This is a genomic window from Amycolatopsis sp. NPDC024027 (assembly GCF_040638975.1).
Lineage (GTDB): Bacteria > Actinomycetota > Actinomycetes > Mycobacteriales > Pseudonocardiaceae > Amycolatopsis.
The window spans coordinates 75798-92775 of sequence record NZ_JBEZYY010000021.1; the positions used below are offsets into that span (position 1 = coordinate 75798).

General features: G+C 71.7%; 15 protein-coding genes and 2 pseudogenes. 3 read left to right on the forward strand and 14 right to left on the reverse strand.

Annotated elements, in window-relative coordinates; genetic code table 11:
- Positions 1 to 153 precede the first annotated feature (153 nt).
- Positions 154 to 666: a DinB family protein gene (locus tag AB0F52_RS38775; RefSeq protein WP_360181910.1), complete on the forward strand. Its 513-nt coding sequence runs from the start codon at positions 154 to 156 to the stop codon at positions 664 to 666.
- A gap of 1 nt (position 667) precedes the next feature.
- Here the strand turns inward: AB0F52_RS38775 and AB0F52_RS38780 are convergent, their stop codons facing one another.
- Genes AB0F52_RS38780 through AB0F52_RS38795 form a run of 4 tightly spaced genes read right to left on the reverse strand, consistent with a single transcriptional unit; the run spans position 668 to position 5582 of the window.
- Positions 668 to 2089 carry an MBL fold metallo-hydrolase gene (locus AB0F52_RS38780; protein ID WP_360181913.1) on the reverse strand — a complete coding sequence of 474 codons (1422 nt, stop codon included), beginning with the start codon at positions 2087 to 2089 and terminating at the stop codon, positions 668 to 670.
- 15 nt (positions 2090 to 2104) lie between these two features.
- Entirely contained in the window at positions 2105 to 3697 is a 1593-nt protein-coding gene (locus AB0F52_RS38785) for an ABC transporter permease (protein ID WP_360181916.1), read from the reverse strand.
- Positions 3694 to 4596, reverse strand: a complete 903-nt coding sequence (locus AB0F52_RS38790; protein WP_360181919.1) for an ABC transporter ATP-binding protein — start codon at positions 4594 to 4596, stop codon at positions 3694 to 3696. Before AB0F52_RS38790 ends, AB0F52_RS38785 begins: the two co-directional genes overlap by 4 nt.
- Positions 4593 to 5582, reverse strand: coding sequence for a nitroreductase (locus tag AB0F52_RS38795; RefSeq protein ID WP_360181922.1), 990 nt, complete (start codon positions 5580 to 5582; stop codon positions 4593 to 4595). Before AB0F52_RS38795 ends, AB0F52_RS38790 begins: the two co-directional genes overlap by 4 nt.
- A gap of 170 nt (positions 5583 to 5752) precedes the next feature.
- Here AB0F52_RS38795 and AB0F52_RS38800 point away from each other — a divergent pair, with 170 nt between their 5' ends.
- A complete protein-coding gene (locus AB0F52_RS38800; RefSeq protein WP_360181925.1) occupies positions 5753 to 6208 on the forward strand; it encodes a universal stress protein in 456 nt (151 codons plus the stop codon).
- Between the two features lie 10 nt (positions 6209 to 6218).
- On the opposite strand, the gene AB0F52_RS38805 is transcribed toward AB0F52_RS38800, so the two are convergent.
- From AB0F52_RS38805 to AB0F52_RS38840, 8 genes and pseudogenes are all read right to left on the reverse strand, one after another.
- Positions 6219 to 6371, reverse strand: coding sequence for a hypothetical protein (locus AB0F52_RS38805; RefSeq protein ID WP_360181927.1), 153 nt, complete (start codon positions 6369 to 6371; stop codon positions 6219 to 6221).
- Positions 6372 to 6444: 73 nt separating this feature from the next.
- A pseudogene (locus AB0F52_RS38810) lies at positions 6445 to 6552 on the reverse strand (hypothetical protein); the annotation flags it as partial.
- Positions 6549 to 7286 carry a hypothetical protein gene (locus AB0F52_RS38815; RefSeq protein ID WP_360181930.1) on the reverse strand — a complete coding sequence of 246 codons (738 nt, stop codon included), beginning with the start codon at positions 7284 to 7286 and terminating at the stop codon, positions 6549 to 6551. The gene AB0F52_RS38815 and the pseudogene AB0F52_RS38810, both read right to left, overlap by 4 nt.
- On the reverse strand, positions 7283 to 7672 hold the full coding sequence (locus tag AB0F52_RS38820) for a hypothetical protein (protein ID WP_360181933.1): 390 nt from the start codon (positions 7670 to 7672) through the stop codon (positions 7283 to 7285). Before AB0F52_RS38820 ends, AB0F52_RS38815 begins: the two co-directional genes overlap by 4 nt.
- A gap of 4 nt (positions 7673 to 7676) precedes the next feature.
- A pseudogene (locus tag AB0F52_RS38825) lies at positions 7677 to 8671 on the reverse strand (acetate kinase).
- 15 nt (positions 8672 to 8686) lie between these two features.
- A complete protein-coding gene (locus AB0F52_RS38830) occupies positions 8687 to 11317 on the reverse strand; it encodes a GNAT family N-acetyltransferase (RefSeq protein WP_360181936.1) in 2631 nt (876 codons plus the stop codon).
- A gap of 68 nt (positions 11318 to 11385) precedes the next feature.
- Positions 11386 to 11793: an Hsp20/alpha crystallin family protein gene (locus AB0F52_RS38835; protein WP_360181939.1), complete on the reverse strand. Its 408-nt coding sequence runs from the start codon at positions 11791 to 11793 to the stop codon at positions 11386 to 11388.
- A 388-nt stretch (positions 11794 to 12181) separates the two neighbouring features.
- Complete coding sequence (locus AB0F52_RS38840; protein ID WP_360182257.1) at positions 12182 to 13876, reverse strand: GAF domain-containing protein; 1695 nt, start codon at positions 13874 to 13876, stop codon at positions 12182 to 12184.
- A 194-nt stretch (positions 13877 to 14070) separates the two neighbouring features.
- Here AB0F52_RS38840 and AB0F52_RS38845 point away from each other — a divergent pair, with 194 nt between their 5' ends.
- On the forward strand, positions 14071 to 15060 hold the full coding sequence (locus AB0F52_RS38845) for a nitroreductase family protein (RefSeq protein WP_360181942.1): 990 nt from the start codon (positions 14071 to 14073) through the stop codon (positions 15058 to 15060).
- Between the two features lie 123 nt (positions 15061 to 15183).
- On the opposite strand, the gene AB0F52_RS38850 is transcribed toward AB0F52_RS38845, so the two are convergent.
- Positions 15184 to 16221 (reverse strand): DUF3644 domain-containing protein, encoded by a 1038-nt coding sequence (locus AB0F52_RS38850; protein WP_360181945.1) that lies wholly within the window; start codon positions 16219 to 16221, stop codon positions 15184 to 15186.
- 77 nt (positions 16222 to 16298) lie between these two features.
- A complete protein-coding gene (locus tag AB0F52_RS38855; protein ID WP_360181948.1) occupies positions 16299 to 16937 on the reverse strand; it encodes a response regulator transcription factor in 639 nt (212 codons plus the stop codon).
- Positions 16938 to 16978: the final 41 nt, after the last annotated feature.

Genomic DNA, 16978 nt, shown 5'->3' on the forward strand with positions numbered 1-16978 from the left:
CACCCCCAGCATCAACGGCGGCGGCGTTCACCCGCGACGGCAAGGCGTCACCGGCCGAAAGGACCAAAGACCTCCCGCGGGCACGGGGGCTGAGACGGGTTTCAGTCGATCCGTGCGATGCTCGACCGGAGCCGCGCCCCGGAGGGCTGGACCATGGATCGCCAAGCAGTGCACGAGCAGTGGGAGGACGACCGCGCCACGTTCCACGCACTCGTGACGGCAGCCACCGCCACGGGGCTTCGCCGCCGGTCGCGAGGTACCCGGTGGACCAACCGGCAGCTGCTGTTCCACCTGGTGTTCGGTTACCAGATCGTGCGTGCCCTGCTGATCCTGGTCCGCTTCTTCGGCCGCCTGCCGGATCCCGTGAGCCGCGGGTTCGCTGCCTTGCTGAACGGGGCCACGCCCGCGTTCCATGTGATCAACTACCTCGGGTCCTGCGGCGGCGGCCTGCTCGGCCCGCGGCTCGCGGCCGCCTGGCTCGACCGCATCATCGCCTCTCTCCACCGCAGCCTCGACCGGGCCACCGAAGCCGACCTCGACCGCGGCATGCACTACCCGACCCGGTGGGACCCGTTCTTCCAGCCGTACATGACGCTGGCCGACGTCTTCCGCTACCCGGCCCGGCATTTCGCCTTCCACCTCCAGCAGCTCACCCTTGATCAGTAAGTCAGCACAGCACACGCTCCCCGTCCTCGGGGACCACCGCGCACCACCCCGCTTCGGCGCGCAACGCCTTCGCGAACGCGTGCGCCGGCACCGGCTCGCCCTCGACGACGAAGGCCGTCTCCGGCGCCGGCGTCGCGCTCGCCCAGGCCAGCGCCTCCCCCGGACCGGCGAATTCGCCGGTGGCGCCCAGCGCCGTCACCTCGGCCCGGACCGGCACGTAGTGCCCGTGGATCTTGAGCTGCCGGACCCCGTCCGCGAGCTGCGCGGCGCGGGTCCCGGGCTCCGGGTGTCCCAGCACCACGACTCCGTTGCGCGGGTCCGGCAGCATCCTGGTGAGGTGTCCCAGCACCCGGCCGGAGTCCGCCGTCGCCAACCCGGCCACGATGATCGACGGCCGATCCGGAACCTGCTCGATCAGCCGGTCGGGCAGCCCCACCCGGCCGTCTTGGCGCAGCTCGGGCCACCGCTCGGCCAGCGCCCGCCGGTGGACTTCGATTCCGGCCAGGCCCGCCGGGCTGTCCAGCAGGACCGGCAGCGGCGGGATCTGCTGAGCGTCCGTCAGGTCGCGCACCATCGTCAGCAGCAACTCGGCTCCGGCCGCGGCCGCGGGGACGACGACGGAGCCGCCTCGCCGGACCGCGCGGTGCACCGCGGCGGCGAACCGGCCGGGCAGGTGACTGTCGCCGGGCGGCTGCGGAGCGGCGAGGACCAGGACGTCGGAGCGCGGCCGCGGGTCCGGTGGGCGCAGCAGCGGATGACCGGCCGCGCCCAGCGGTCCGGCGAAGACGACCGAACGGCCACCCGCGCGGATCCGTACCCAAGCCGCCCCGAGCCGCCCGCCCGAGCGGCCGAACTCCAGCGCGGCGCCGTCGAGCTGCCGGAGCGTGCCGAATTCGACCGGTCGCACCAGGGCCACGGCCCGGGCGACGTCCTCGGCCCGGAACGGCGGGACGGCCGGGCCGGACGGGCACCACCGGGCCGAGTCTTCCTCGAACTGCTTCGCGGCGTCGGCCAACACGACCGGGAGCAGCGCGGCGGTCCCCGGCGTCGCGAACACCGGCCCGTGCCAGCCTTCGGCGACCAGTTGCGGCAGGAACCCCGCGTGCCCGAGGCCGGCGCTCGGCAGGACGACCGCGTCGAGCGCGTGCAGCTCGTCCGGGCCGGGTGAGAAGTTGCGGCGCCACAAGGCGTCCGGCCCGGCGAACAGGCCACACCCGACCAGGAGCTTCGAGGCCGGTGTTTCGAGCAGGCACCGGGCACAGCCTGCCCCGCCGAGGAAGGTCAGCACCGGGTCGGGGTACAACGCCGCCTGGTGGCCGGTCACGTGCAGCCTTCCGGGCCACGGGCTGGTGCGGTAGCGCACGGACGCCCGCCGGGCGGCGCTGAGCGCGGCGGGACGGGATCCTTGCTGCGCATCGGACATCGTCTTCTCCTCACCTCAGCCGGCGACGTCACGCCGCCGGAACCCGGCCACGCCCGCCACGACCAGCACCGCACCCAGCGCAGTGAGCCAGAGCAACGGGGCAGCCTGGACGGCCGGGCCGGGCAGCTTCGGCGAGTGGGTGAACGGCGACAGGTCCAGCACGCACTGGTCCAGTTTCAGCAGCGTGCCGAACTCGCCGAGCAGCAGGAACGTCGTCAGCGCGACCCAGGCGAACGCGACCGCCCGCGCCAGCAAGCCGAACAGCGCCGCCGCGATCCCGGCGAGCACCCAGACCGCGGGCAGCTGGGCCAGCCCGGCGCCGGCCAGCCGGGCGACCTCGGTGCCGGGCGTGCCGAGGCGGACGCCATAGGCCAGTCCGGCCGTGACGCCCAAGGACGTCAACAGCACGACGGGGGCGCCCGCCGCGAGCAGCAGGTACCCCGTCAACAGGCGGCGTCGGTCGAGCGCGGTGGCCAGCAGCGGTTCTACGCGCAGCGCCCGCTCCTCGCTCCGGAAGCGGACCAGGACGGTGATCGCGTACGCCGAGGTGATGACGGCTGCCATCGAGAACTCGGCGGCGAGGAAGGCGTCCTCCATCGCCTGTTCGCCGCCCAGGGCGGCGATCAGCGCCCGGGCTCCCGCGCTGTCGAGCATCTTCCCGACGTTGCCCGCGAGACCGCCCAGGACCAGTCCCAGCAGGATGTACCCGGCGAGCCAGGCACCCAGGTTCGCCCGGTTGAGGCGCCACACCAGGCCCCACGCACCGGTCAGCGAGCGACCGGCGTGGGCCGGGCCCGCCCGGTCCGGCAGCAGCCCGGCGTCGAGGTCGCGGGCCCGGGCCGCCGCGACGGCGACCACGACCAGCGCGGCCGCGACGAGCAGCGGGAGGGCCAAAACCCACCAGACGTCGCCCGCGAAGGGCCGGACGTGCTGGGTCCACCCGATCGGCGAGCCCCAGGACAGCCAGCGCGGACCGGCGGAGTCGCCCACCGCCCGCAGGAAGTACGCGGCGAGCAGGGCGACGACGGCGAGCCCCGACGCCGCTCGCGCGCTCTTGGTCAGTTGAGCGGTCACCGCGGCGAGCCCGCCGAAGACGAGCCCGGAGCCCGCCCAGCCGAGGCCGAACGCCAGCGAGCCGGCCACCGGCAGCCCCGCCACCGCGAGCCCAGCGCCGCTGAAGAGACCGATGACCAGGCTCGACACTGTCGTCACCACAACTGCCGCCGCCAACCCGGCGAAGCGGCCGACCACGGCGGACCCGAGCAGCTCCCGCCGTCCGGCTTCCTCCTCGGCCCTGGTGTGCCGGACCGCGGTGAAGATCATCAGCAGCGCGATCAGGGCCGCGCCGAACGCGGTCAGCTTGAACACCGACGTCGCGCCGAGGGTCGGTTCGTACACGGGGCCGTAGAGCGCCACCAGGGCCGGGACCGAGTTGATGCTGTCGGCCGCGCCCCGTTGGTCGCCGGCGGCCGGGTAGATCGCCGCGGTCGCCGCCGCCGAGGACGCCGCCACGGCGGCGAACACCGCGGTCCACACCGGCAGCCGGACCCGGTCCCGGCGCAGCGCCAGCCGGACCAGGGCGCCGGTGCCGGTGAGCGTGCCGCTCATACCGGCACCACCTCCGGTTCGCTCCGGTAGTGCCGGAGGAACAGCTCTTCCAGGGTCGGCGGATTGCTGGTCAGGCTTCGGACCCCGCTGTGGCTCAGCAGGCCGAGCACCGTGGCCAGTTCGGTGTTGTCGACGGTCAGCCGCACGTGGTCACCCTCGGCGGTGAAGTCGTGCACCCCCGGCAGGTGTGCCAGACCGTCCGCGGCGCCGGAAATGCGCGCGGTGACGGTGGTCCGGCTGAGGTGCCGCAGCTCGTCGAGGCTGCCGGAATCGACCAGGCGGCCGGCGCGGATGATGCTGACCCGGTCGCACAGGGCCTCCGCCTCGGACAGGATGTGGCTGGAGAGCAGGATCGTCCGGCCTCGCTCCCGTTCCTCTCGCACGCACTCGCGGAAAATCTGCTCCATCAAGGGGTCCAGCCCGCTGGTGGGCTCGTCGAGCAGCAGCAGTTCGACGTCGGACGCGAGAGCGGCGACCACCGCCACCTTCTGCCGGTTGCCCTTCGAGTACGCCCGCCCCTTGGTGCGCGGGTCCAGCTCGAACAGGTCGAGATACCGCTTGCGGCGCTTCGGGTCCAGCCCGCCGCGCAGGCGGCCGAGCAGGTCGATGACCTCCCCGCCGGTGAGGTTCGGCCACAGCGACACCTCGCCGGGGACGTAGGCCAGCCGCCGGTGCAACGCCACGGCGTCCCGCCACGGGTCGCCACCCAGCAGCCGCATTTCGCCGGCGTCGGCCCGCAACAGGCCCAGCAGCAGGCGCAGCGTCGTCGTCTTCCCGGCGCCGTTCGGGCCGAGGAATCCGTGCACCTCACCGGTCTCCACGGTCAGGTCGAGACCGTCGAGCGCCGTTGTCCGGCCGAACCGCTTGCGCATTCCGGCGATTTCGATCGCGGCGGTCATCGAAGTCCTCCTGTCGGTCCTTCTGGGAACATTTCGTCAAGGGCCAGCCGCGGTGACGGGGCCGCGGGAACGGCCGGGTATCCGTATCGGAAGATCGCCTGCGGCACGCCGGGCAGGGCCAGCTCCGACGCCAGTCGCGCCCGGAATCCGGTCAGGTGCAGCGGCTGGGTGATCACCGAACCGACGAGGGCTTTGGCCGTCGCGGTCAGCCAGACGCGCTGCAGGGTCACGCCGGCGGCGAGGTGGTCGGCCCGGGTATCGGTGTCGGTGCAGACGACCAGGAGGTTCTCCGCGGCCAGCCGGCCGGCGAGCACAACGTCGTCCGGCACCGGCGTAGCGGTGCGCACCAGGCCTGCCACCGGCAGGGCTTCGGGGCTCAGCGCGTCCTCGGGGACGCCGTCACCGATCGCGTTCCAGCCATGGGTGTGGGCGGTCCACAGCTCCAGCTCCCGCTGGTAGCCGCGGTCGTCACGGAGCACGCGGGTGGCGAAGCCGAGGAGCTCGGCCAGCTTGTCCAGGCGGCCGGGCTCGACGACGTGCACGCCGGTGGTCTCCCCGGCCGCGGCCACCGCGGTGCGGACGCCCTCGGGCACCCGGCTGTGGAAGAACGCGCGCCGGTGGCTGCGGCGCCGGGCGATGGCGTGGTACAGCGCGAAGTCACGGGCCGAGGCGGGGTGGGGGCGGCCGATCGTCACCGTCGCCACGACGTCTTCGTCGTCGCGGTACTCGACGTGGCAGTCCCGGCCGAGCGTGCGCACCGCGAGCTCCAAGTCGGTGAGCGCGGCACCGCACGACAGCAGCCGATCGCGGCCGAACGGGTCCTGCCTTCGCAGCTCGACCCCGTGCCGCATCAGGAGGTCCACCTCGGTGCCGCGGACGCGCAGCTGCCAGGGCTGGCTGTTGTGCACCGAAGGCGCGCGGCTCACCGCTCGCGCGAGGAACCCGATCTGCTCCGTGGTCAGGGCGGCCGGTGCGGCGGCGGTCATCGCGATCACTCCCGTCGCGGAGTCGGACGCTCCGCCGTTCTCATGGTCGCCGCGGCGACATGACCGGCACCGGAGCACAAAGTCACTCGGTCCGGCGGAATTCGTCCCCTACCGACGCACACCCGCCACGCCGCACGATCGAGGTGACACCGGAGGAAAGAAGGCAGATCATGGATTCACCTACTGGCCGCGTGATCATCGTCGGCATCGACGGCACGCCCCACGGCGACGCCGCCCTGCAGTGGGCGCTGGAGATCGGCGCGCACGCCGGCGACACGGTCCGCGCGATCCTCGTCCGGCCCCGCGACACGCTGCTGCCCGGGACGTCGTTCGCGATCCAGCCCCACGGTCGCCTACCGGAGGCCGGCTACTCGCTGGACGAGCACGTCGCCAAGCTGGCCGTCAACACCGCGGCACAGCTGGAGACCCGTACGGTGCACGGCGACCCGGCGACCGAGCTGGTCACCGCGTCGGCAGACGCGGACCTGCTGGTCCTCGGCACCCATCGCGGCGGCGCACTGGCGGACCTGGTGCTCGGCAGCGTCGGCAGAGAGTGCGTGCGCTTCTCCCGGTGCCCGGTCGTGATCATCACCCCGGAAGCCGCCCACCGGCTCGCGCCGGCGTAAGAACGTGGCGTCACCACGCCACCGGGTACCGGCCGCTGACGAGCAGGCCGTTGAGCAGGATGACGCCGACGATCGCGATCGCCGGGTTGGTGGTCCCGGCGACCCAGGCGAGCCCGCCCGCGACCCACAGCAGCAGAGCCGGCGGGGGGACCAGCTGCCGCACCAGATCGAATGGCCAGCGGCGGGCCACCGTGCGACGGCAGAGCATTGGGCCCCCTCACCTGGAGCCGGCGAGCGGCTTCCCGCGCCGTCAGCCCGGACGGGCCGGTGCGCAGGTCCCGCAGCAACCGCGCGACCGGTTCGCGGGTGTCGACCGGCGGCGCCTCCGCGTTGGCCGGTTTCATCCTGTGTTCATTCGCTTCGGGGTGGCGAGGCCGACCAGCAGCAGTCCTTGGGCGGTGTCGGGCAGCAGGGATTCTTCGACGTAGCGGACCCGTTCGGCGGCCGGCTGAATGAGCAGCGGGACCTCCCGGGAGGTGAAGCTGCGGACCGCCGCGGCCAACCGGGTCGCGTGCAGCGCGGCACCGGCCAGGACGCGGTGGCGGCGGCTGTCGCCCGGGGTGGTGATCAGCAGGGACGACTGGCCGGTGAGGTCGGCCCCGAGTTCCTTGAGCGTCGGTGCCCATTCCGGGCGGACAATCCGGACGTCGGTCTCCGGCCAGAAGCCGTCACCGGCCAGTGCACCCAGCACGGCGAGGCTGACCGGCCGCAGCGGCCGGCCGTGGCCGGACTCGTCCAGCTTGCGCAGCGCCGCGTAGCGCGCCCATTCGCCGCTGGTCGAAGGGCGCGGAGCGCCGGCCCGGACGACGGCCGCGACGTCGGGGCGGTCCGGGTCGTGCGGGAAGGCCACCACCGGCTCGCGGCCCAGCACCCGCATGACCGTCCAGATCGTCGACAGGGCCGCGCCGCATTCCAGCAGGGCGGCCCTCGCGGCCCGCTCGCGGCGGATCGGCGGCTCGGTCAGCACGATCTCGTCCGGCCGGACTTCCGCGACGCACCGGTTCGGGCCGAGCCGCACCAGGGCGTCGCCGAGGACGGCCCGGGACGACCGGTCCCACCGGAAGCCGAGCGAGGTCATCCGCCCACGCCGAGGTGTCTCGACGCGGCACGACAGGTGACCAGCAGGCCGTCGACGTCGATCACGGTGACCCGGTTCTCCAGGCCCGGCGGCACTTCCGCGCGGACGTCCGGGTCCGGGGAGACGAGCGCGACCGGCACGTGGTCGCGGACCGCGCAGACAACGCCGAACTCGCGCGCGGTCAGTTCGGCGCCTTGGCCGCGGACGTCGACGACCAGGTCCGGCTGGGCGAACGGTTCGTCGAGCGGGCAGCGGCCACCCGGCGCCAACGCCCGGCAGAGCCCGGCCCGGCCGTGGCACCGGCTGACCAGGCAGCCCGCGTCACGCAGGGGCTGCAGCAGGAAGTCGGAGTCGCCGAAGGAAGATTCGGTCAGGAGGACGTGCATGGCTTCACCTCACGGACACTCGGGCGAGCGCCTCTTCGGCGCCGCGGGCCAGCTCCAGGTCTTCCCGGGGCAGGACGATCAGGGCGGGCACCGGCGAGTCCGGTGCGGTGACGACCCGGTCGGTTTCGGTGTGCGGAACATCCCCGGCACGCAGACCGAGGACTTCGAGCCCGCCGACGACCGACGTGATCAGCGCGGGCTGGTGCTCGGCGACCCCGCCGGTGAACACCACCGCGTCCAGCCGCGACAGGCTCATCGCGGCCGCACCGATCTCCCGGCGGAGCCGGTGCTGGTAGACCTCCAGAGCGACCTCGGCATCCCGCTCGCCGCGGGCCGCGGCGGCCAGCACCAGGCGCAAGTCGCCGTTGGTGCCGGTCATCCCGGCGAGCCCGGACCGGTGGAACAGCGCGTCGGCCATCTCGGCCAGGCTCATCGACGTCGTCTGCAGCACGTGCAGCAGCAGGCCCGGGTCACCGACACCCCGGCTCCGACGTGGGCGCAAACCAGCTGCAGCTCCGCCGGTGCCCGGCCCAGCAGCTCACCGGCGCGACGCAAGGCGTATTGACACGACAGGCCGTGGAAACCGTAGCGGCGCAAGCGGTTCTGCGCGGTCCACGACCGCGGCAGCGGGTACCGCGCGGCAGCTTCCGGCATCCCCGCGTGAAAAGCGGTGTCGAAACAGGCGATGACCGGGACGTCCGGCAGCAGCCGCCGGACCTCGCGGGTCACCGACAGCGACAGCGGCTGGTGGTTCGGCGCCAGCGACGTGAGCCGTTCGAGGTTCGCCAGCAGGGCGTCGTCGACCCGCGCCGGTGCTTTCTGCGAGCCGCCGTGGACGAAGCGAACCGCGACCGCGTCCACTTCGGACCAGCGGTGGACCGCCTGGGCGACCACGCCGGGAACGGCCATGTCCCACGCGGCCCAGCCGACGCCGACACCGTCGGCGACCAGCGACACCTTCATGCTCGAGGAACCCGGGTTCAGGGTCAGGACACGCACGGCTCTCCTCCGGTTTCAGTCCCGCAAGCGGCGCAGGAAGGGGTCGGCGGACGCGGATCGTTCGAGCCGGGCGCGGACGTCGAGTGCCACGCAGCCGTCCGAACGGACGCGCACGGGGTTGAGGTCCAGTTCGGCCAGCTCGGGGACGAGCTCGGCGAGCCTGCTGACCTTCAGCAGCAGCTCCCGCACGGCCGCCCGGTCGAGCTGCCCGGAAGACCAGAGCGCCTTCGACGCGCGCAGGCCGTCGAGCAGCAGGTCGACGTCCGCCGCGGTGAGCGGGGCGAGCCTGGCGGCGTGGTCGGCGATCAGGTCGGTGTCGACGCCGCCGAGGCCGAACACGACCAGCGGCCCGAACACCGGGTCCGACCGCACGCCGACCAGCACCTCCCGGCCGGGTTCGGCCATCGGCTGGACGGTGACCCCGCGCAGGGCCGAGCCGAAGCGGGACCGCAGGATGCGGAACGCCTCCAGGATCCGATCGGCCCCGTGCACGTTCAGCAGGACACCGCCGGCCGTCTTGTGCAGCAGTCCCTCGGCGTCGGCCTTCAGTACGACCGGCGAGCCCAGGTCGGCGGCCGCGGCGGCCATCGAGTCGCTGGCTTGGACGTAGTGGGTCTCCACCATCGGGATGTCGGCGAGTCGCAGCAGTTCGACGGCGTCCGCGGCCGAAAGCCAGCCTTCGCGTCCGGCGGCGAACGTCCGCAGCGCGCCGGGGTTTTCCAGCGGAGCCACGGACTCGTCGGTCTCGGGCCGGTTCAGCCACTGCTCGTAGCGGACCAGCCGGGCCAGCACCGCGGCGGCCGCGGCCGGGTCGTCGTAGCAGGCGGTCACCCCGGTGCCCGGGACCAGCGGGGCAACGCGGGCGCGTTGCCCCGGCCGGACCGCGAAAACGGTCTTGTACTCGGGCGGCAGCACGGCCGCCAGCGACGTGCCCGGGTCGCCGACCGCGGTGGGCACGGTCGCGGCGATCACCGCATCGACACCGTCATCGGCCAGCACGGCACGCAAAGCGTCGGCGAACACCTCCGCGGAGACGGCCGCGGTCGTGTCGACCGGGTTGCGGACCGCGGCTTCGGCCGGGAGCACCTTCGCGAGGCGCTCGCGGGTCTCGTCCGACAACTCCGCCATCACCAGGCCTTCCCGCTCGCACGCGTCCGCGGCCAGCACCCCGGCACCACCGGCGTTGCTCACCACGGCCACCCGCGGACCGCCCGGCAGCAGCTGCCAGGACAGCCCGGCGAGGACATCGACCAGCTCCGCGACCGTGTCGACAGCGGTCACCCCGGCCTGCTCGAACAACGCGTCCCGGGTGACCGCGGGGGTCGCCGCCGCAGCCGTGTGCGAAGCGGCCGCGCGCTGGGCGGTGTCACCGCTGCCGGACCGGACCGCGAGCACCGGCCGCGTCCGCGCGAGCCGCCGGGCCAGTCGGCCGAATTTGCGCGGATTGCCGAACGACTCGAGGTACAGGACAGCCAGTTCCGTGCGGCGGTCGGCGGTCCACCACATCAGCAGGTCGTTGCCGCTGACGTCGTACTTGTCACCCGTCGAGACCAGGGTCGACATGCCGAGGCCGAGGTCGCCGAGGGACTCGGCGAGGGCGATGCCGACTCCGCCGGACTGGGTGACGACGCCGATGTTGCCGGGGTGCACACGGCTACCCAGGAAAGTCAGGTCGAAGGGACACGCCGGATCGGTCGAGAGGACGCCCAGGCAGTTCGGGCCGACCAGCCGCATGCCGTACTCGCGCACCGCCGTGTGCACCCGGTCGCCGTACACGGTGCCGGTCAGCCCCGAGGAGATGACGACGACCGCCCGGACGCCGAGCTTTCCGCATTCTTCGACCGCTTCGGCGGCGGCCGGTGCGGGCAGGCACACGACGGCGAGTTCGGGCGGGCGGCTCAACGCGGCCACGAACGGGACGCTCGGCACGCCGAGGATCTCTTCAGCGTGCGGGTTCACCGCCTCAACCGGACCTGTGAAGCCGGACGCGACCAGATTGGCCAGGACCGCGTGGCCCACCGAACCCGGCCGTCGTCCGGCGCCGATCACCGCGATCGAGGACGGCTTGAACAGGTGCTTCAGGCTGGCCGCGTCGGCGACCAAGTCCCGCTCCAGGACGGCATCGAGATAGGCGGCATCCTCGTCGAGGCGCATCACGACATCGCGCTCGGGACCGCCGACGCTCGCCTCGAACCGCAGGCCGAGATCCTTGAAGACGTGGAGCACCTTGGCGTTCTCGGCGAGCACCTCGGCGAGGAATCGCTTCAGGCCGGTCTTCCGGGCGTGGGAAACGAGGTGCTCCATCAGCAGTGTCGCGACGCCCAGCGTGCGCACGGAGGCGTCCACGACGAGCGCGACTTCGGCGTCGGTGCCGTCCTTGAGGACTTCGTAGTTCGCGACGCCGACGAGCTCGCCACGCCGGTAGCAACCCACAGCGTGGTGACCCGGACCCGGGTCGGCCGTCATCTCCGCCGCCAGTTTGTCCAATCCGGACGGACGGGCACCGAAGAACCGGAAGTAGGTGTCTTGCTGGGTGAGCCGGGCGTGCAGGGCGAGCACCTCGGCGGTGTCGGCCGGGTGCAACGGGCGCACGAGCACCACGTCGCCGTCCGCGAGCAGGGCCCGGGAGCCCGCCTCGACGCTCATCGTTTCTCCTCGCGGCATGAGGGCGGGCGCGGGCGACCAGGGGCCGCGCCCACCGCAGGGACGGTCACCTAGTTCTTGGTGACCTGGATCTTGACGTGCTTGTCACGCGGGTGCTCCGAAACCGGCATCGAGATCTCGAGGATGCCGTCGGTGTACGTCGCCTTGACCTTCGCCGGGTCGGCCCCGGCCGGCAGGCTGACCGTGCGGCTGAAGGTGCCGTAGAAGAATTCGCTACGGCCTTCGGCCTGCTCCTTCGCCTCACGTTCGGCGGAGATGGTCAGCAGCCCGTTGTGGGTGGTCACGGAGATGTGCTTCTCCGGGTCGAAGCCGGGCAGTTCCGCACGGACGAGGAACTTGCCGTCCTCAGTGGACTCCTCGATCCGCACGGGGTTGTGCTCGGCGAACGGCCAGGGGTTCTCCAGCCACGCCGCGATGCTCGGCAACGCCAGGCGTGAACCCGGCACCAAGGCAGTCATCGTGTTTCTCCTCTCCGCGACGACGGGCTTCGCACCACAAGGAGACCTCGGGCAGCGGGTGCCGCGACGCGGCCGGACTACCCGAACCGCGAGGACCTTCGTCACCGAATGCCCGCCCGCGGACCAATCGCGCCGTTACTCAGCCCGGCCGCATCGTCACCGTCGGCGGCAAGGGGAGAACGAGACCTCTCCGGGGTGGGCCCAGCTCACCCCGGAGAGTGCGGGAGCGCATTGCGCGCCATCTCGCGCTGAGCTGCGCGGTGTCGGCCGCGAACTGAGGCGGGCCGACGCGCCGAGGGGAGGAAGGGTGCCGGGCGGAGTCTTCCCCACTCCGCCCGACACCCACACAGAATAGAACACACGTTCGACTCGGGCAATCCGGGGCCACTCAGCCGACCGGGGCCGACCACTCCAGCTTGAGGCCGCCCGCCGGGACGGAATCGATGGAGAACTGCCCGCCCACGGCCGCCGCGCGGTCACCGAGGTTGCCGAGCCCGCTCGGCGAAACGTCCGTCGGCAGTCCTTTGCCGTCGTCGACCACCACGACGCGGATCATGTCGTCCTTCACCGCGATCGATACAGCCAACGTCGCGGCTTCGGCGTGCCGGACGGCGTTGCTGACCGCCTCGCGCACCACCGCCTCCACGTGCTCGGCCAGCTGGGTGGGCACGGTGTCGAGCGGACCGGACATGCTGACCGCCGGGTGCACCGGTGCGTCGTCGGTCAGCTCGGCGATCGCGTCGTGCAGCCGGTGCCGCAACCTCAGCCCGGTCTCGCCGGCCACGCCGCCGTGCAGGTCGAAGATCGCCGTGCGGATTTCCTGGACGATCTCGTGCATCTGCTCAATGCTGTCCCCGAGCCGTTTCTGCAGCTCCGGGGACTTGGTCCGCCGCTGGGTGCTCTGCATCGACAGACCGACGGCGAACAACCGCTGGATCACGTGGTCGTGCAGGTCGCGGGCGATCCGGTCGCGGTCGCCGAGCACGTCCAGCTCGCGGGCGGCCCGCTGCTGCGCCGCCAGCTGCAGTGCCAGCGCCGCCTGATCGGCGAAGGAGGCCACCACCGGCAGCTGCGTCGACTCGAACGACCCGGCCCCGTATTCCCGGATCGCGATGAGCACGCCGGTGGTCCGGTCCCCCGCGCGCAGCGGAACCACCAGCGCGGGCCCGAAGCGGTGCTTGCCCAGGTCAAGTTCGGGGACGCTGCGGGGCGTGCGGTCCCGGAACACCGCGCCCGGCACGCTGGCCTCGAGCTCGATGTGCAGACCCGACAGTTCCGCGGCCCGTGCACCGGCGCTGACGGTCACGGTCAGGTCGTCGACCTCGTCGCCCCAGTCCTCATCGACGTCCAAGCGCCCGGAGTTCGGCAAAGCGAGCATCGTGACGTCCGAGCCGGTCAGCTCCAACGCCCGGCTCGCGATGGTGGTCAGCGCCTCGGCCGGGTCGGTACCGCCCAGCAGCTCGGTGGTCACCTCGCTGGTCGCCGCGAGCCACTGCTGCCGCACGCGGGCCTGTTCGTAGAGGTGTGCGTTCTCGATCGCGATACCGGCCGCCGCGGCCAGCGCCTGGACGACGACCTCGTCGTCGTCGGTGAACGGCTCCCCGTTCTTCTTCTCCGTCAGGTACAGCCGTCCGAAGACCTCGTCACGGACGCGGACCGGGACCCCGAGGAACGAGTGCATCGGCGGGTGGTGGACCGGGAACCCGATCGACGCCGGATGGGCCGAGATCTCTTCCATCCGCAGTGGCTTGGCCTCGTCGATGACCACCCCCAGCACCCCGTGGCCGGTCGGCAGGTCCCCGATCAGCTGGCGGGTGTCGTCGTCGATGCCCAGGTAGATGAACTCCGACATGGAACCGTCGTCGGCGAGTACCCCGAGGGCGCCGTACTTCGCCTCGCCGAGTTCCATCGCGGCCTGCACGATCCGCCGCAGCGTGGTGTCCAGCTCCAGCCCGGACGCGACGGCCAAGACCGCGTCGAGCAGGCCGTCCATCTTGTCGCGGGTGCCGATCAGCAGTTCGATCCGGTCCTGCAGGTCGCGCAGCACTTCGCGCAGCCGCAGCCCGGACAGCGTCCCCGCCATCCGCCGCGGACCGGCCCCGTCCGCCGCCCGATTTCCGATCTCGTCCACCGACACCCTGTACCCAACCTCCGCATTTCCGGCTTCGGCAACACCGCTGGTGACTTTCTGCCCTTTCCCCGGGCCCACGCCCGGAGAGATCGTGGCGCTGAGCCATCCGTACGACAGTGTGCCTGTCCTGGCACCGAGGGGAAACCATGACATTGCCCATCACCTCGATCGGCCTGCTGGACCCCGATCAGGTGAAATCCGTGATCGGTGCCGCGACGCTCGCTCCGTCGACGCACAACACGCAGCCCTGGCGGTTCCGCTGCACTCCCGCGGGCATCGAGCTGCACGCCGATCCGGACCGCTCCCTGCCGGCTGCCGATGCCGACCAGCGAGAACTGCTCCTCTCGTGCGGGGCCGCGCTGTTCAACCTGCGCACCGCCATCCACGCACTCGGCGCGCACCCCGCGACGACGCTGCTTCCGCGACGTGACGACCCCACGTTGCTGGCCGTCGTGCGGCCGTACGCGGCCCGCAAGCCCGACCCGCGGCTCGTCCGGCTGGCCGACGCGATCCCCCGCCGCCACACCAACCGCACGCCGTTCAAGACGGCCGTCATCCCCGCCTCAGTCGTCGCCGAGCTGCGGCACGCCGCCGAGGTCGAACAAGCGTGGCTGCCCCGGTTGAGCACGCAGCAGCTGGAGGACTTGCGGGAGCTCGTGCACAAGAGCCACCTCGCCCAGCTCGCCGACCCCGCGTTCCTCGCCGAGTGGCAATACTGGACTGCACGCGACCGGAGCAGCCGAGACGGCGTCCCCGAATACGCGGCCGGGGCGATGCCCTCGGACAACGGCGGCTGGGTCCTGCGGGACTTCGGCTCGCAGCGGCGCGGCCGGACCGACGACACCGAGCCCCTGGTCGTCGTGATCGGCTCCTTCGACGACACACGCGTCGACCGAATCCGCGCTGGTCAGGCCATGCAGCGGGTGCTCTTGACGGCGACCGCCGCCGGGCTGGACGCGTCGTTCATTTCGCAGCCGGTGGAGGTCCCCGCGGTGCGGACCGAGCTGCGTCAGCTGCTGGGTGGTGGGCTGTGGCCACAGATAGTCCTGCGCCTCGGCCGCGGCGCGCCGGTGCCGTGGACTCCTCGCCGGTCCCTGGACGACGTCCTGCTGGAGCCCACTCAGCTCAGCGCGTGAGCAGGCCGGACGCGAGTCAGGCTGAGCGCATCGCGTTCGCCGTCGCGGAATGCTCCGCCGGCGGCTGCGGCCGCCTCCAGGGCGGTGTTGCGCCCGGCGGGGGTGGTCCCACCCAGTCGCCGGTCACCTTGTCTCGGGGAGCCGTCCCCAGCAACGCCCGGAAGCCGCTTCGCTCGCGCATCCCCGGACGAGCTTGTCGATGTAGGCCTGGGTGTAGCCGTAATCGTTGTGTCGCTCGTCGTACAGGCAGTACTTCTCGTCCGTCCTTTCGGGATGTGGGTCACCTACCAAGGGGCGGACGCCCAGCTTCTTCCAGGCGATGGTGAAAAGCGCTGTATTGAAACTGAACGGGATGCGGTCCTGGATCTTCCTCGCCGCCTGCGTCGGTTTCTGCAACCCATGGCCGACGACAGGTCGTTTGCGCTCTCGCACTACGACGTAGCCCTTCCTGCCGATCGCCTCGACGACCTGGCGTTGTTCTTCCGTCAAGTCGTCGTAGCGGGTGAACTGGACCGCGAGCGCGTCCGGATCCTTGGGCGCGAGTTCCTGGAGGACGCGCAGCCGGAAGTCGTAACGCGGGTCCCGGGCGACCGAATCGTCGAGGCCGGCGTCGTATTCGGCGATGAAGGTGCGCAATGGCGCCGGGAGTTGCGAGCGCAGCCGTCGTAGTGTGCGTTCACCGTCGTCGGTGAAGCTCCCGACGAAGACCGGAAACCGCAAGCGGCTGGCAAGGGACGAGCCCGGGCCAAGCTGACCGGTGAGTTCCTCTTCGTAGTTGAGCAGCAGGGCCTGGCTTTGGCCTCCCACCGCGGCGGTGAGAGCTTGCTGCTCGCGGGCGTACCGGTGTTCGATCTTGTTGCGCAACGCGATGAAGAACTCGAGGTTGGCCCGAGCCGGTTGCATGGTGTCGGGCCAACGGTGCCGGACGCAGGTGGCCAGGTCCCAGCGCTTCGGCTCACCGTCGATGCGTTCGAGGCGCCGAGTACGTCCTTGGGTACGCCAGTACCGGAAATCGACGCCGTCCCGCGTGAGCTCAGCGTGCAGAAGGTAGAGCCAGGCGAGGTGCATGTGGACGACGAAGCCCTCGAACGAGCGAATCTCCGAGGGGTCGTTGTACAAACGCACGGCCAACTGCGCCTCATCGCGAGAGGCATCGACCATGTGCATGAATCGTGGTCGCGGCGGCATACGATCAAGGTCGGGATCTCATGACCGGCCGTTACCGATGTGTCTGGAATTCACTCGCCCTGGTTGCGGAGTTCGGTGGCCAGGACCGCGGCCTGGGTACGGCGTTCCATTCCGAGCTTGGTCAGCAGGCGAGAGACGTAGTTCTTGACCGTCTTCTCCGCGAGGAACATCCGCTCGGAGATCTGGCGGTTGGTCAAACCTTCCCCGATCAGCTCCAGCAGCCTGCGTTCCTGGTCCGACAGATCGGCCAGCGGACCCTTCTTGGTCTGGCTGTCCCGCAGCTTGCTCATCAGGGCGGCGGCCGCGTGCGCGTCCAGGAGGGATCTCCCGGCGCCGACCTCGTGCACGGCCGAGACCAGGTCCATGCCCTTGATGTCCTTGATCACGAACCCGCTCGCCCCGGCCATCACCGCATCCAGCATCGCCTGCTCATCGGTGAACGAGGTCAGCATCAGAACCTTCAGCTCCGGCAGCTTCGACCGCAGCTCACGCGCCAACTCGATGCCGTTGCCGTCCGGCAGCCGCACGTCCAGCACCGCCACGTCCGGATTCAACGCCGGGATCCGGGCCAGCGCCTGCGACACGCTGCCGGCCTGCCCGATCACGGTGAGGTTTTCGTCCTCGTCCAGCAGGTCGGCGACGCCACGACGGACCACCTCGTGATCGTCGACGAGAAACACGCGGAGCATTCCGACCTCCCTGGTCTCGGACTGGACGCAGATCAGCCTAC

Coding starts and splice junctions, on each gene's coding strand:
- AB0F52_RS38815 (WP_360181930.1), bottom strand. CDS start 7,286: ATGACCTCGCTCGGCTTCCGGTGGGACCGGTCGTCCCGGGCCGTCCTC.
- AB0F52_RS38855 (WP_360181948.1), bottom strand. CDS start 16,937: ATGCTCCGCGTGTTTCTCGTCGACGATCACGAGGTGGTCCGTCGTGGC.
- AB0F52_RS38800 (WP_360181925.1), top strand. CDS start 5,753: ATGGATTCACCTACTGGCCGCGTGATCATCGTCGGCATCGACGGCACG.
- AB0F52_RS38835 (WP_360181939.1), bottom strand. CDS start 11,793: ATGACTGCCTTGGTGCCGGGTTCACGCCTGGCGTTGCCGAGCATCGCG.
- AB0F52_RS38830 (WP_360181936.1), bottom strand. CDS start 11,317: ATGAGCGTCGAGGCGGGCTCCCGGGCCCTGCTCGCGGACGGCGACGTG.
- AB0F52_RS38775 (WP_360181910.1), top strand. CDS start 154: ATGGATCGCCAAGCAGTGCACGAGCAGTGGGAGGACGACCGCGCCACG.
- AB0F52_RS38780 (WP_360181913.1), bottom strand. CDS start 2,089: ATGTCCGATGCGCAGCAAGGATCCCGTCCCGCCGCGCTCAGCGCCGCC.
- AB0F52_RS38850 (WP_360181945.1), bottom strand. CDS start 16,221: ATGGTCGATGCCTCTCGCGATGAGGCGCAGTTGGCCGTGCGTTTGTAC.
- AB0F52_RS38820 (WP_360181933.1), bottom strand. CDS start 7,672: ATGCACGTCCTCCTGACCGAATCTTCCTTCGGCGACTCCGACTTCCTG.
- AB0F52_RS38840 (WP_360182257.1), bottom strand. CDS start 13,876: ATGGCGGGGACGCTGTCCGGGCTGCGGCTGCGCGAAGTGCTGCGCGAC.
- AB0F52_RS38795 (WP_360181922.1), bottom strand. CDS start 5,582: ATGACCGCCGCCGCACCGGCCGCCCTGACCACGGAGCAGATCGGGTTC.
- AB0F52_RS38785 (WP_360181916.1), bottom strand. CDS start 3,697: ATGAGCGGCACGCTCACCGGCACCGGCGCCCTGGTCCGGCTGGCGCTG.
- AB0F52_RS38845 (WP_360181942.1), top strand. CDS start 14,071: ATGACATTGCCCATCACCTCGATCGGCCTGCTGGACCCCGATCAGGTG.
- AB0F52_RS38790 (WP_360181919.1), bottom strand. CDS start 4,596: ATGACCGCCGCGATCGAAATCGCCGGAATGCGCAAGCGGTTCGGCCGG.